Genomic DNA, 13,733 nt, shown 5'->3' on the forward strand with positions numbered 1-13,733 from the left:
CCGCCGCCGCCCTCCGCACCCGAACCGCACGGATCGGAACCGCACGCGCCGGGGCCGCACCGCTGCCACGGAGCCATGCTCCCGCTCGCACCCCGCGCAGGCGCCCGTACACGTACCCGAACATTGGTCCAGACATTGACACGGCCAGGCCCCGTCCCTACCGTCTCTGGGCAGCAAGTTCAGAGACTCGCCCCGCATTCATGTACGAGAACCTCGAACTCCTTCGACGGGAAGGCACCCCCATGCGCACCCGCACGCTGCTCCCCGCCCTGCTGGTCACCGCGCTCGCCACCGGCGGCCCCGCCCTCGCCACCACCCCCGCAGCGGCCGGAATCGTCGACGTGAGCACCGCCGCCCAGCTCAAGTCCGCCCTCGCCGCCGCGACCCCGGGCGACACGATCCGGCTCGCCGACGGCACGTACACCGGCAACTTCAAGGCGACCGTCCCCGGCACCGCCGCCGCCCGGATCACCCTCACCGGTTCGTCCGCGGCGGTGCTGAAAGCGGGCGGCGGCTACGGACTGCATCTCGACGGCGCCTCCTACTGGACCGTCGAGGGCATCACCGTCACCGGCGGCCAGAAGGGCATCATGGCCGACGCCGCCAATCGGGTCGTCATCGATTCGGTGACCGTCCACGACCTGGACATGGAGGGCGTCCACTTCCGCAGGTCCAGCAGCGACGGAATCCTCCGCAACTCACGGATCCACGACACCGGGCACGACGGCCGGGGCATGGGCGAGGGCGTCTACGTCGGCACGGCCGGCGACCTCTCCGACCGCAGCGACCGGGTGCAGATCCTGGACAACACCATCGGACCGGGCGTGGGCGGCGAGAACATCGACATCAAGGAAGGCACCACCGGGGCGCGGATCATCGGCAACACCTTCGACGGCAGCGGACTGACCGGCGCCAACTACGACGACTCCTGGGTCGACGTGAAGGGCAACGGCGTCCTGGTCGAGGGCAACCGGGGCTCCCGCACCACCAACAACGGCTACGAGACCCACACCCAGCAGAGCGGCTGGGGCTGCGGCACCGTCTTCCGCGACAACGTCTCGGACCTGACCGGCGCCACGGGCGACAAGCAGCTCGCGTTCAACATCACCAACCACGGCCAGAGCTGCCCGACCACGGTCCACGGCAGCAACACGGTGACCGGCGGCAAGGGACTGACCAACATTCCCGTCACGCCGTGACGGCCCGCGCGAGACGGCCGCGGACATGAGTGAGGCCCGCTCCCCGGAGGGAGCGGGCCTCACTTTCAGCTACTGCGATCGGTCACCGACCGGAGGACCGGAGCGTCAGCTCTGGCCGCCCGCCAGCTTCTCGCGCAGGGCAGCCAGGGCCTCGTCCGACGCCAGGGCGCCGGAGTTGTCCGCGGACTCCGAGGAGTACGAGCCGCCACCGCTGCCGCCGGAGGCAGCCGGGGCGCCACCGGCCGGGGCGGCAGCACCCTCAGCAGCAGCGGCCTCGTCGGCCTCGCGGGACTTGATGACCTGGGCCTGGTGCTGCTCGAAGCGCTGCTGCGCCTCGGCGTACTGCGTCTCCCACGCCTCGCGCTGAGCCTCGTAGCCCTCGAGCCAGTCGTTGGTCTCGGGGTCGAAGCCCTCGGGGTAGATGTAGTTGCCCTGGTCGTCGTAGGACGCGGCCATGCCGTACAGGGTCGGGTCGAACTCGACCGAGGCCGGGTCGGCACCGAAGGACTCGTTGGCCTGCTTCAGCGAGAGGCTGATGCGACGGCGCTCGAGGTCGATGTCGATGACCTTGACGAAGATCTCGTCGTTGACCTGGACGACCTGCTCCGGGATCTCCACGTGGCGCTCGGCCAGCTCGGAGATGTGGACCAGACCCTCGATGCCCTCGTCGACGCGCACGAACGCACCGAACGGAACGAGCTTGGTGACCTTACCGGGAACGACCTGCCCGATCTGGTGCGTGCGGGCGAACTGCTGCCACGGGTCTTCCTGCGTCGCCTTGAGCGACAGGGAGACGCGCTCGCGGTCCATGTCGACGTCGAGGACCTCGACCGTGACCTCCTGGCCGACCTCGACGACCTCGGAGGGGTGGTCGATGTGCTTCCAGGACAGCTCGGAGACGTGCACGAGACCGTCGACGCCGCCGAGGTCCACGAACGCACCGAAGTTGACGATCGAGGAGACGACGCCGGAGCGGACCTGGCCCTTCTGCAGGGTCGTGAGGAACGTCTGGCGGACCTCGCTCTGGGTCTGCTCCAGCCAGGCACGGCGGGACAGGACCACGTTGTTGCGGTTCTTGTCCAGCTCGATGATCTTGGCCTCGAGCTCCTTGCCCACGTAGGGCTGGAGGTCGCGGACGCGGCGCATCTCGACGAGGGAGGCCGGCAGGAAGCCACGGAGGCCGATGTCGAGGATGAGACCACCCTTGACGACCTCGATGACGGTACCGGTGACGATGCCGTCCTCTTCCTTGATCTTCTCGATCGTGCCCCAGGCACGCTCGTACTGAGCGCGCTTCTTGGACAGGATGAGGCGGCCTTCCTTGTCCTCCTTCTGGAGAACCAGGGCCTCGATCTCGTCGCCGACCTTGACGACCTCGTTCGGGTCGACGTCGTGCTTGATCGAGAGCTCGCGGGAGGGGATGACGCCTTCGGTCTTGTAACCGATGTCGAGCAGGACCTCGTCCCGGTCGACCTTCACGATGACGCCGTCGACGATGTCGCCGTCGTTGAAGTACTTGATCGTCTCGTCGATCGCGGCGAGGAAGGCTTCCTCGTTACCGATGTCGTTGACCGCTACCTGCGGGGTGGTGGCGGTGGTCTCGGTGCTGCTCGTCATGTGGGAAAGGGCTCCGGTACGGACAGTGAGTCGTAGGTACTGCTACGCCGGGAGCCCTTATCACCTCTGCAGAAGCCGGACAGCTCGGGAAGCGCCGGACCCGCTGGGCGGGAGGCGCCTCGTGAACCGAGGGGACATACAGCAGATGCGAGCGCGGCCTGCTAGGTCTGAGGCGCACAGGCTCGCAGCGCAACTTGTAGCATACGGGGGCAGCCGGGCACGGTCAATGCGCGAAGGCGCACACCGGGGGCGCAACGGCCCATATCCGGCACAACTCGTGTTCCCCGGGGCCGTCTCGGCACCGGGAGACGCTCCGGGGGCGCGGAACCGCACTCACGGATACCCCCGAGTACGTACCGCGTGCGGCGGGGTGAAGGCAAACTACAACGACGGACACGATGAGCCAAGAGATCTACGCGGCCGAACCCGAAGCGACCCGTCGCGAGGCGTCGGAGACCGAGAGCAGCCGGGCCAGTCGCGGCTGGTGGGACCGGAACGCCGACGAGTACCAGAACGACCACGGCGCCTTCCTGGGCGACGACCGGTTCGTCTGGGGCCCGGAGGGGCTCGACGAGGCCGAGGCCGGCCTGCTCGGCCCCGCAGCGTCACTGAACGGCCTGGACGTCCTGGAGATCGGCGCGGGCGCCGCACAGTGCTCGCGCTGGCTCGCCGCCAAGGGCGCCCGTCCGGTGGCCCTGGACCTCTCGCACCGGCAGCTCCAGCACGCACTGCGGATCGGCGGCGGGGTCCCGCTGGTGGAGGCGGACGCCGGGGCGCTGCCGTTCCGCGACGGCTCGTTCGACCTGGCGTGCTCCGCCTACGGCGCGGTGCCGTTCGTCGCCGACCCCGTGCGGGTGTTCCGCGAGGTGCGCCGCGTGCTGCGCCCCGGCGGCCGCTGGGTCTTCTCGGTGACGCATCCGGTCCGCTGGGCGTTCCCGGACGAGCCGGGGCCCGAGGGGCTCTCGGTCGCGGCCTCCTACTTCGACCGCACCCCCTACGTCGAGCAGGACGAGCGGGGCGAAGCGGTCTACGTCGAGCACCACCGCACGCTCGGCGACCGGGTGCGCGACGTGGTGGCCGGCGGCTTCCGGCTGGTCGACCTCGTCGAGCCGGAGTGGCCCGCCTGGAACACCCAGGAGTGGGGCGGCTGGTCCCCGCTGCGCGGCAACCTGATCCCCGGCACGGCGATCTTCGTCTGCGTACGGGACTGAGCACGGGACCGGACGCCCCGCGCGGACCGGGGTCCGTGGGCCCGGCGGGTCCGGGGCCCTGCGGGTCCCGGGGGCCCGGCGGGTCCCGGGGTGCGGCGGGCGGGGCGGCCCGTACGAGACTGGGGGCGTGATCCGTACCGACGCCCTGGACCAGCTGCCCGTGCGCACCGCCGTGCCCGCCCTGGAGCGGGCGCTCGACGACCGCGGTGTCGCGGTGCTGTGCGCACCGCCCGGCACCGGCAAGACGACCCTCGTACCGCTGGTCCTGGCCGGTCTGACCGGTGACGGCCCGGTGCGCCGGGTGGTGGTCGCCGAGCCGCGGCGGATCGCGGCGCGGGCGGCGGCGCGGCGGATGGCGTGGCTCCTCGGGGAGCGGGCCGGCGGGCGGGTCGGCTTCACGGTCCGCGGGGAGCGGCTGGTGGGCCCCGGCACGGTGGTCGAGGTGGTCACCACCGGGGTGCTGCTCCAGCGGCTCCAGCGCGACCAGGAACTGGCCGGGGTCGACGCGGTGATCATCGACGAGTGCCACGAGCGGCACCTGGATGCGGACACCGTCGCCGCGTTCCTGCTCGACGTGCGCGAGGCGCTCCGCCCCGACCTGCGGCTGGTCGCGGCGTCCGCGACGACGGACGCGCAGGGCTGGGCCCGGCTGCTGGGCGGCGCACCGGTGGTCGAGGCGTCGGGCGTGTCGCATCCGGTGGAGGTGGTCTGGGCGCCGCCCGCGGCACCGGTGCGCCCGCCGCACGGGATGAGGGTCGATCCGGCGTTGCTGGCGCACGTCGCCGCGACGGTGCGCCGGGCGCTGGCCGAACAAGACGGCGACGTGCTGTGCTTCCTGCCCGGTGTCGGCGAGATCGGGCGTGTGGCGGGCCTGCTGGCGGACGTGGACGCCGAGGTGCTCCAGGTGCACGGGCGGGCCCCGGCGGCGGTGCAGGAAGCGGTGCTGGCCGGGTCGTCGGAGGGCCGGCGGGTGGTGCTGGCGACCTCCGTGGCGGAGTCGTCCCTGACGGTGCCCGGGGTGCGGGTGGTGGTCGACTCGGGGCTGGCCCGGGAGCCGCGCACCGATCACGCCCGGGGGCTGGGCGCGCTGACGACGGTACGGGCCTCGCGGGCGGCGGGCCGGCAGCGGGCGGGCCGGGCCGGGCGGGAGGCCCCCGGGACGGTGTACCGGTGCTGGGCGCAGGCGGAGAACGGGCGGCTCGCCCGGTTCCCGTCCCCGGAGATCGAGGTCGCGGACCTGGCGGCGTTCGCGCTGCAGGCGGCGTGCTGGGGCGATCCGGACGCATCGGGGCTGGCGCTGCTCGACCCGCCGCCCGCGGGCGCGATGGGCGCTGCGCGCGAGGTGCTGACGGCGATCGGCGCGGTGGGCCCGGACGGGCGGGTGACCGACCGGGGCGTGCGGATGTCCCGGCTCGGCCTGCACCCGCGGCTGGCGCGGGCGCTGCTGGACGGCGCCGCGGAGGTCGGCGGGCGGCGGGCGGCCGAGGTGGTGGCACTGCTCGGCGAGGAGCCGCCGCGGGAGTACGGCGACGACCTGGCCGCCGCGCTGCGCACCGCGCGGCGGGGCGGGGACGGCTACGCGGCGCGCTGGCGGCAGGAGGTCCGGCGGCTGTCCTCCTTCGTCGCGGACGCGGGCGGGGGCTCGGGACCGGACGACGCGGCCGTGGGCCTGGTGGCGGCGCTGGCGTTCCCGGAGCGGGTGGCGCGGGCCCGCGGCGAGGGGGCGTTCCTGATGGTGTCGGGGACGGGGGCCGAGCCGCGGGACGGGTCGGGGCTGCGCGGCGCGTCCTGGCTGGCGGTCGCGGTCGCCGACCGGCCCGCGCATGCGGCGTCCGCACGGGTGCGGCTCGCCGCCGTCGTCGACGAGGACACGGCGCGGACGGCCGCCGGGCACCTGCGGTTCGCGGGCGAGGAGGTCCGCTGGGGCGACGGCGACGTGGTGGCCCGCCGGGTGGAGCGGCTGGGCGCCGTCGAGCTGTCGGTGCGCCCGCTGCGGGAACCGGCGCCGGAGGCGGTGCGCGGGGCGCTGGTCGAGGGGCTGCGGCGGGAGGGGCTCGGGCTGCTGCGCCGGACGCGGGAGTCGGATCAGTTGCGGGAGCGGCTGGCCTTTCTCCACCGGGAGCTGGGCACGCCCTGGCCGGACGTGTCGGACGAGGCGTTGCTGGACCGTCCGGAGCAGTGGCTGGAGCCCGAGCTGTCACGGGCCCGGCGCCGCGCCGATCTGGGCCGGATCGACATGGGGCAGGCGCTGCGGCGGTTGCTGCCGTGGGCGACGGGCGAGGCGGCCCGGCTGGACGAGCTGGCGCCGGAGCGGATCGAGGTGCCTAGCGGTTCGCGCGTGCGGGTGGAGTACGGCGGGGCGCAACCGGTGCTCGCGGTGAAGCTCCAGGAGATGTTCGGTCTGCAGGAGAGCCCGAGGCTGGCCGGGGTGCCGGTGCTGGTCCACCTGCTGTCCCCGGCCGGGCGCCCCGCCGCGGTCACCGCGGACCTGGCCTCGTTCTGGCGGGACGGCTACCGGGCGGTGCGGGCGGAGCTGCGGGGCCGGTACCCGAGGCATCCGTGGCCGGAGGACCCGACGACGATGGCGGCGACCCGGTTCACGACGTCACGGCTCAAGCGGGAGCAGGGGCAGGGGTAGGGGCGGGGTCCGGCGTCCCGTCCGGGCCCCGTCCGTCCGAACGCCGGGAGCGGGCCTCCAGCCACAGGGCGAGCGCGAACAGCGCGGCACCGAGGACCAGGAAGCCCACGGGCAGGTACGAGGTGAGCAGCAGGACCAGCAGCCGCTGGGACTTGACCAGGGCCACGGTCGAGTCGACGTAGTCCGGGCGCATCTTCACGTGTCCGGCGAACACGGTGACGGTCTCCTCGGACAGCCCCAGCGACTTGGCGTTGCGCAGTTCCTCCTTGTGGATCTCCTCGCCGTTGACGGGCGCTCCGGTGACCGGGTCCACCCAGAACATCCGCTTGGTGGTGTACCAGCGGGTCAGGCCGGTCTTCGCCATCTGTTCCGGGGTGATCGCGATCGGCATCTTCTTCGGCATCGGGACCTTGGTCCACGGGATGGTCTGCTCGAAGTAGTAGACCTCCATGCCGTGGAAGGTGCGGGTGCCCCGGTAGTGGATGGGCGAGCTGGTGCGGGTCTGCGCGTCGAAGTACTCGTAGTCGCGCTTCTCGGCGAGGAAGGGCCACTTGAACTCGATGCCCTCGCGCCTGACCGGGTCGCCGTCGACGGATTCGCCGGTGGCGTGGACGGGGGCCTGGCTGTGCGCGTCGAAGATGTACCGCTCGGGGATCTGGGAGACCATCTTGCCGTCCGGCCCGGCCACGAAGCTGAGGGCGTCCCAGACGACGACGTCGCGGCCGGCGGTGCGCTCGATCCGCTCGGACTCCTCCACGTTGCCCTTGAGGGTCTGCACGATGGTGACCCGGGGGACCGTCTTCACCTTCATGCCGTCGTTGTAGTCGAGGAGGGTGGCGGGCTTCGCCTCCAGCACCGCCTCCTGGTACTGGCTGGGTGGGATCTTCGCCAGCCTCGGGAAGGCGTACCAGCGCAGCAGCGGCGACATGGCGGCGAAGAAGACGGCGAAGGCCAGGAGTACGAGGCTGGCTCGGCGGCGCATGGTGGTGCCCTCCCTCAGCTTCTGTTGCTTCTTCCGGTGGCTACTTCTTGGGGCCCGGCACGGTGGTCAGCAGGGGTTCGGGCGAGGTCTCCCCGGGCGGGGCGCCGATCGCGGCGACGGTGAAGACGAGCGCGAGGGCTGCGGCCAGCCCGATGGCGGCGGCGACGAGGGCACGCATGCCGGTCCTCCCGGAGAGCATCGATCTGATGGGCCGTCAGGGTTGGGGCACCGTAGCAATCCGGGCGCGAGATGAGAACACGTGGAACAGCCCCTCCGCCGCGGTGGCGAAGGGGCTGTCGGGGTGTGCGACCGGCCGGCCGGTCAGGCGGCGGAGGACCCGGAGGGCTCGGGGCTCGTGGAGGGCTTCGGGCTCGTGGAGGGCTCCGGGGTCCCGGAGGGGTCCGGCGTCCCGGAGGGCTCGGACGCCTCGATCTTCAGCTCGATGACGACGGTGGCCCCGCCCTCGGTGGTGAGCCGCAGCTTGTACGTGCCCGCCGTGCCGTCGGCGTAGATCTTCGGGAGCTTCAGGGTGCCGTCGGCACCGGTACGCAGGCCCGTCAGGGTGCGGACGGCCTTGTCGTCCTCGCCCTTGAAGTACGGGCCCTTGTCGTTCTCGGCCGGCTTCTCGGCGTCGGTGATCATGGTGGCGGTGACGGCGACCCCGGCCGCGACCTTGCCCTTGTAGGTCGCCTTGACCTCGACGGCGTCGGCGAACTCGGCCCCGGGCGCCGCGGTCAGCGCCTTGTCGTCGGTCCTGGCGACCGCGTCGGCCCGGCGGGCGGTGACGGTCGCCCCGTAGGTGACGGGGGGCACCGAGCGGCCGGTGGCGGCGGCCCGCACCTTGAACGTGCCGGTCTTCTCGCCCGCCCGCAGCACCGGGGCGGTGACGGTGCCGTCGGTCCCGGTGGTGAGGGTGGCCGACTTCTTCCCGTCGGCGAACGCGGCGTCCGTGTCACCGGTGATCGTGAAGGTCACGGAGACCTTGGCGAGCGGGCCGCCGCTGCCGTTCTCGGCCCGCACCTTGATCCGCTCGGCGAAGGCCTCGCCCGCGGTGGCGGCCAGCGGGCCGGTACCGGCGTTCTTCACGGCCGCGAGGGTCTCGGACGGCTTGGGGTCGGGCTTGGGGCTGGTCGTGCCGTCGCCCGGCTTCGGGTCCGGCTTCGGCGTGTTCCCGGGCTTCGGCTTGGCGGAGCCGGACGGCGAGGGGCCGGGGCCCGTCCGGTCCGGGGTCGTGCCGCCGCCGAGGTCGGGCGGCAGGGCGCCGGTGCCGTCGGGGATCTCGTGGGTGCCGCGCCGGTAGTAGTCGAACCAGGAACGCACCGTACGGAGGTAGGCGTTGGAGTGGTTGTAGCTCAGGACCGCCCGGTCGAGGTCCCCGGCGAGGGACAGGTCGCGGGAGCCTGCGCAGAGGTAGCGCCCGGCGGCGAGCGCCGCGTCGTAGATGTTGTTGGGGTCCTTGCGGCCGTCGTCGTTGCCGTCCTGGCCCCAGTTCGCCCAGGTGGACGGGATGAACTGCATCGGACCGACGGCGCGGTCGTGGGTGCTGTCCCCGTCGTACGCACCGTTGTCGGTGTCCTTGATCATGGCGAAGCCCCGGCCGTCGAGGACCGGGCCGAGGATCGGCGAGAACGTGGTGCCGTTCGCGTCGACCCGGCCGCCGCGCGCCTGGCCGGACTCGACCTTGCCGATCGCGGCGAGCAGCTGCCACGGCAGCCGGCAGGCGGCGTCGCTCGCGGAGATCTCCTGCTCGGCCTTCTTGTACGCGGCCAGGATCGAGGCCGGTATGCCGGCCTCCGAACCACCGACGACGGGCAGTCGGGTGCCGGTCCCCGGCTTGTCGGGCGTGTTCAGCGGGGGCAGTTCCGTGTAGTACGGCGAATTGCCGGTGGCCGCGCTCTCGTCGGGCGAAGGGGTCGTTCCGGCGGCCTGCTGGTCGCCGCTGCCGGAGACCAGTGGCGAACCGGGGGCCCCCGAGGCGGAGAGCGCCGCCACCACGACGGCGGCCACGGCTGTCGTGGTCGCTCCCTTGCGAAGCCGACGACCGAACTGCGCTGCCATACCTCTGGCCCCTCCCCTTCGACGACTGTCCGCGCCCCCAGCGGCAGGACTCAGGCGACCCTACGGCAACTCGTACCGCCGGAACACCGAGTGCCGACCGGTTCTTACCTGTTTTTCACGTTCCGGACGGCAAGTTGTACGGCAGTGAGCCCACAGATGACAGCGACGGCCGTACGACGGCGGCCACCGCGGCCGCGCGCAGGCAAACGGTCTTCACCGTTCACGCATACTTGCCGCCATGCCCTTCACACTCAGTCATGCCGCCGCCGTGCTGCCGGTGCTGCGACGGAACGGGACGGCGCGCGGCCCGCTCCTCGCGTCCGCCCTCGTGGCGGGCTCGTTCGCACCCGACATGACGTACTACGCGGACACCGCGGTTCCCCATGCCATGGAGTTCGGGCAGGTCACCCACTCGGTGTGGGGCGTGCTCACGGTCGACGTGCTGATCACCGCGGCCGTGGTCGCGCTGTGGCTGCTGCTGCGCGAACCGCTGGTGGCGCTGCTGCCCACGGCCCGGCAGGGGCGGGTGCACACGTTTCTGAGGGGGCGGCACGGGCCGTGGCGCCCCCGGGACTGCTGGTGGTTCGCGCTGTCGGCGGCCGCCGGGGCGGCCACCCATGTCGTCTGGGACGCCTTCACCCATCACGACCGGTGGGGGGTGCGCCTGGTACCGGTGCTGTCCGGGAGCGTGGCCGGCCATCCGGTGTTCCAGCTGGTGCAGTACGGCAGTTCGGCCGTGGCGCTGGTGCTGCTCGCCCGGTTCGCCGTGTCGGGGCTGCGCGCGGCCGGGGCGCGGCCCGTCCCGCCGTCCGTGCCGGTGCTGGGCCGTCGCGAGCGGTGGGCGGCGGGAGTGCTGCTGGGCGTCTGCGTACTGGGCGGCGTCGTCCACCGGTGCATGCGCTGGTACGCGTACTTCGGGCACGTCGACACCCCGCTGGACATCATCCCGACCATCTGCTTCGGGGCCGGGGCGGGACTGGCCGTCGGCCTGGTGCTGTACGGGGCGTGGATGCGGCTGTGCCGCCCCCGCCCGGCCGCGCCCTCCGGCCACCGGACGGACGACCGGGCCCCCGCCCGCCCCTGAAAAGGACCCGGGACGGCCCCGGTGGCGCGGGACGCCCCTCCGGTACGCGGACGGCCCCTCGGGTCCGCGGGGCCCTGAACCGCCGGACGGCCCGGGGCCCGTGCGGGCTCCGGGCCGTCCGGCACGGTCGGGCCGTCAGTGCGCCGCGGACTCCCAGTCCGTGCCGACACCCACCGAGACGTCCAGCGGGGCGCGCAGCTGCACCGCCGTGGACATCTCGTGGCGGAGGATCTCCTCCACCCGGTCGCGCTCGCCCCCGGCGACCTCCAGGACGATTTCGTCATGGACCTGGAGCAGCATCCGCGACCTCAGCTCCGCCTCGGTCAGCGCCCGGTCGACCTGGAGCATGGCGACCTTGACGATGTCCGCGGCCGTGCCCTGGATCGGTGCGTTGAGCGCCATCCGCTCGGCCATCTCACGGCGCTGACGGTTGTCGCTGTTGAGGTCGGGGAGGTAGCGGCGACGGCCGAAGACCGTCTCCGTGTAGCCGGTGGCCCTGGCCTCCTCCACCACCCGGTGCAGGTAGTCGCGCACCCCGCCGAACCGCTCGAAGTAGGTGTCCATCAGGCCGCGCGCCTCGCCCGCCTCGATGTTCAGCTGCTGGGAGAGGCCGAACGCGGAGAGCCCGTACGCCAGCCCGTAGCTCATGGCCTTGATCTTGCGGCGCATCTCCGGGTCGACGGCCGACTTGTCGACGCCGAAGACCTGGGAGGCGACCGTGGTGTGCAGGTCCTCGCCGGAGGTGAACGCCTCGATCAGGCCCTCGTCCTCGGACAGGTGGGCCATCACCCGCAGCTCGATCTGGCTGTAGTCGGCCGTCATCAGCGTCTCGAAGCCCTCGCCGACGACGAAGCCCCGGCGGATGGCCCGGCCCTCGTCCGTACGGACGGGGATGTTCTGCAGATTGGGATCGGTGGAGGAGAGCCGGCCCGTGGCCGCCACCGTCTGGTTGAACGTGGTGTGGATGCGGCCGTCCGTCGCGACCGTCTTGACCAGGCCCTCGACCGTGACCCGCAGCTTGGCCTGCTCGCGGTGGCGCAGCATGATCACCGGCAGCTCGTGCTCCGTCTGCCCGGCGAGCCAGGCCAGGGCGTCGGCGTCCGTCGTGTACCCGGTCTTGGTCTTCTTCGTCTTCGGCAGGCCCAGCTCGCCGAAGAGGACCTCCTGGAGCTGCTTGGGCGAACCGAGGTTGAACTCGCGGCCGACCGCGGCGTGCGCCTCCTTCACCGCCTGCTGCACCGCACCGGCGAACTGCTGCTCCATCCCCTCCAGATGGGGCCGGTCGGCGGCGATGCCGTACCGCTCCATCCGGGCCAGCAGGGCGGACGTCGGCAGCTCCATGTCGTGCAGCAGCCCGTCCGCGCCGACCTCGGCCAGCCGTGCGGTGAACGCCTCGCCCAGGTCCAGGACCGCGCGGGCCTGCGCCATCAGCGCCTCGGCCTCCGCCTGGTCCTCCGCGCCGAAGGCCAGCTGCCCCTCGGACGCCGCGGCGGGCGCCAGCTCACGGCCCAGGTACTCCACCGCCAGCGCGTCCAGCGCGAAGGAACGACGGCCCGGCTTGACCAGGTAGGCGGCCAGCGCCGTGTCCATCGTGACGCCGTCGACCCGCCAGCCGTGCTCCGGGAAGACCCGCATCGCGCTCTTCGCGTTGTGCATCACCTTGGGCCGGTCCGCGTCGGCGATCCACGCGGCGAACGCCTGCTCGTCGGCCCCGTCGATCTCGGCCGGGTCGAACCACGCCGCCGCACCGTCCGCCGCGGCGAGCGCGATCTCGGTGACCGCGCCACTGCCCAGGGCCCAGGTGTCGACCGTCGCGACACCGAGCGGCCGGTCGCCGTGCTCGGCCAGCCAGGGCGCCAGCTCACCCGCGCCCAGCACCGCACCGTCCAGCTCGACGCCCGCGGCGGGCGCCGGGGCCTCGTCCTCGGCCGCGCCCGGGTCGACGGCCAGCAGCCGCTCGCGCAGGCTCGGGTTGCGGATCTCCAGGACGTCCAGCACGCCCGTCACCGCCGTGCGGTCGTACGGCGCGCGCTCCAGGTCCTGCGGGGTCTTCGGCAGCTCCACGTCACGGACCATCTCCGTGAGCCGGCGGTTCAGCCGCACCGCGTCCAGGTGGTCCCGGAAGTTCTGGCCCGCCTTGCCCTTGACCTCCTCGGCCCGCTCCACCAGCTCGTCGAACGAACCGAACTGGTTGATCCACTTCGCGGCGGTCTTCTCCCCCACCCCGGGAATGCCCGGGAGGTTGTCCGACGGGTCACCGCGCAGCGCCGCGAAGTCCGGGTACTGCCGCGGCGTGAGCCCGTACTTCTCCTCGACCTTCGCCGGGGTGAAACGGGTCAGCTCCGAGACGCCCTTGGTCGGGTACAGCACCGTGACGTGGTCCGTGATCAGCTGGAACGAGTCCCGGTCCCCGGTGACGATCAGCACCTCGAAACCGGCCGCCTCCGCCTGCGTGGCCAGCGTGGCGATGACGTCGTCCGCCTCGAAGCCGTCCACCGCGAACCGGTCGACGCGCATCGCGTCCAGCAGCTCGCCGATCAGCTCGACCTGCCCCTTGAACTCGTCCGGGGTCTTCGAACGGTTCGCCTTGTACTCGGGGAACTCCTCCGAGCGCCAGGTCTTGCGGGAGACGTCGAACGCCACCGCGAGATGCGTCGGCGCCTCGTCACGCAGGGTGTTCGCGAGCATCGACGCGAAGCCGTACACCGCGTTCGTCGGCTGCCCCGACCCCGTCGTGAAATTCTCCGCCGGCAGCGCAAAGAACGCCCGGTACGCCAGGGAGTGCCCGTCCATCAGGAGCAGGCGCGGTCGGTTGTCTGCCGTCTTCTTCGATGCCGTCTCAGCCACGCCCCCGATCCTGCCACGGACCACTGACATTCCCGACCGGACACCGCTCCCCGCCCCCCTGTCGGTGCCGCGTGACAGGATCGTAGGAGGAGCACGC

General features: G+C 72.6%; 9 protein-coding genes. 4 read left to right on the top strand and 5 right to left on the bottom strand.

The genetic code is table 11. The features are described from left to right. Positions 1-242 precede the first annotated feature (242 nt). Complete coding sequence (locus ABZZ04_RS26555) at positions 243-1,199, top strand: right-handed parallel beta-helix repeat-containing protein (protein ID WP_356934726.1); 957 nt, start codon at positions 243-245, stop codon at positions 1,197-1,199. Between the two features lie 105 nt (positions 1,200-1,304). Here the strand turns inward: ABZZ04_RS26555 and rpsA are convergent, their stop codons facing one another. Continuing rightward, a complete protein-coding gene (gene rpsA / locus ABZZ04_RS26560; RefSeq protein WP_148834231.1) occupies positions 1,305-2,816 on the bottom strand; it encodes a 30S ribosomal protein S1 in 1,512 nt (503 codons plus the stop codon). 398 nt (positions 2,817-3,214) lie between these two features. Between rpsA and ABZZ04_RS26565 the strand changes: the two genes are divergently transcribed. Together ABZZ04_RS26565 and hrpB are read left to right on the top strand one after the other, a co-directional pair. Next, positions 3,215-4,027 (top strand): methyltransferase domain-containing protein, encoded by an 813-nt coding sequence (locus ABZZ04_RS26565; RefSeq protein ID WP_356934727.1) that lies wholly within the window; start codon positions 3,215-3,217, stop codon positions 4,025-4,027. 127 nt (positions 4,028-4,154) lie between these two features. Continuing rightward, positions 4,155-6,665, top strand: a complete 2,511-nt coding sequence (hrpB, locus tag ABZZ04_RS26570) for an ATP-dependent helicase HrpB (RefSeq protein WP_356934728.1) — start codon at positions 4,155-4,157, stop codon at positions 6,663-6,665. Here hrpB and ABZZ04_RS26575 read toward each other — a convergent pair. From ABZZ04_RS26575 to ABZZ04_RS26585, 3 genes are all read right to left on the bottom strand, one after another. Continuing rightward, entirely contained in the window at positions 6,640-7,647 is a 1,008-nt protein-coding gene (locus ABZZ04_RS26575; RefSeq protein WP_356934729.1) for a DUF3068 domain-containing protein, read from the bottom strand. The genes hrpB and ABZZ04_RS26575 overlap by 26 nt on opposite strands. Before the next feature lie 40 nt (positions 7,648-7,687). Further along, the gene (locus ABZZ04_RS26580; RefSeq protein WP_148834237.1) at positions 7,688-7,825 is read right to left on the bottom strand and encodes an SPW_0924 family protein; all 138 of its coding nucleotides are present in this window, start codon (positions 7,823-7,825) and stop codon (positions 7,688-7,690) included. A gap of 143 nt (positions 7,826-7,968) precedes the next feature. Beyond that, the gene (locus ABZZ04_RS26585) at positions 7,969-9,705 is read right to left on the bottom strand and encodes a lytic transglycosylase domain-containing protein (RefSeq protein WP_356934730.1); all 1,737 of its coding nucleotides are present in this window, start codon (positions 9,703-9,705) and stop codon (positions 7,969-7,971) included. A gap of 238 nt (positions 9,706-9,943) precedes the next feature. On the opposite strand from ABZZ04_RS26585, the gene ABZZ04_RS26590 reads away from it, so the two are divergent. Next, entirely contained in the window at positions 9,944-10,789 is an 846-nt protein-coding gene (locus tag ABZZ04_RS26590; protein ID WP_356934731.1) for a DUF4184 family protein, read from the top strand. Between the two features lie 135 nt (positions 10,790-10,924). Here the strand turns inward: ABZZ04_RS26590 and polA are convergent, their stop codons facing one another. Continuing rightward, a complete protein-coding gene (polA, locus tag ABZZ04_RS26595) occupies positions 10,925-13,636 on the bottom strand; it encodes a DNA polymerase I (protein WP_356934732.1) in 2,712 nt (903 codons plus the stop codon). Between the last annotated feature and the right edge of the window lie 97 nt (positions 13,637-13,733).

It is taken from the genome of Streptomyces sp. NPDC006435 (assembly GCF_040612315.1).
Classification (GTDB): Bacteria; Actinomycetota; Actinomycetes; order Streptomycetales; family Streptomycetaceae; genus Streptomyces.

What these genes read in the sequence shown, in the direction of transcription:
- ABZZ04_RS26555 (WP_356934726.1), top strand. Translation starts at nt 243, where the DNA reads ATGCGCACCCGCACGCTGCTCCCCGCCCTGCTGGTCACCGCGCTCGCC.
- ABZZ04_RS26575 (WP_356934729.1), bottom strand. Translation starts at nt 7,647, where the DNA reads ATGCGCCGCCGAGCCAGCCTCGTACTCCTGGCCTTCGCCGTCTTCTTC.
- ABZZ04_RS26580 (WP_148834237.1), bottom strand. Translation starts at nt 7,825, where the DNA reads ATGCGTGCCCTCGTCGCCGCCGCCATCGGGCTGGCCGCAGCCCTCGCG.
- ABZZ04_RS26585 (WP_356934730.1), bottom strand. Translation starts at nt 9,705, where the DNA reads ATGGCAGCGCAGTTCGGTCGTCGGCTTCGCAAGGGAGCGACCACGACA.
- ABZZ04_RS26590 (WP_356934731.1), top strand. Translation starts at nt 9,944, where the DNA reads ATGCCCTTCACACTCAGTCATGCCGCCGCCGTGCTGCCGGTGCTGCGA.
- ABZZ04_RS26565 (WP_356934727.1), top strand. Translation starts at nt 3,215, where the DNA reads ATGAGCCAAGAGATCTACGCGGCCGAACCCGAAGCGACCCGTCGCGAG.
- rpsA (WP_148834231.1), bottom strand. Translation starts at nt 2,816, where the DNA reads ATGACGAGCAGCACCGAGACCACCGCCACCACCCCGCAGGTAGCGGTC.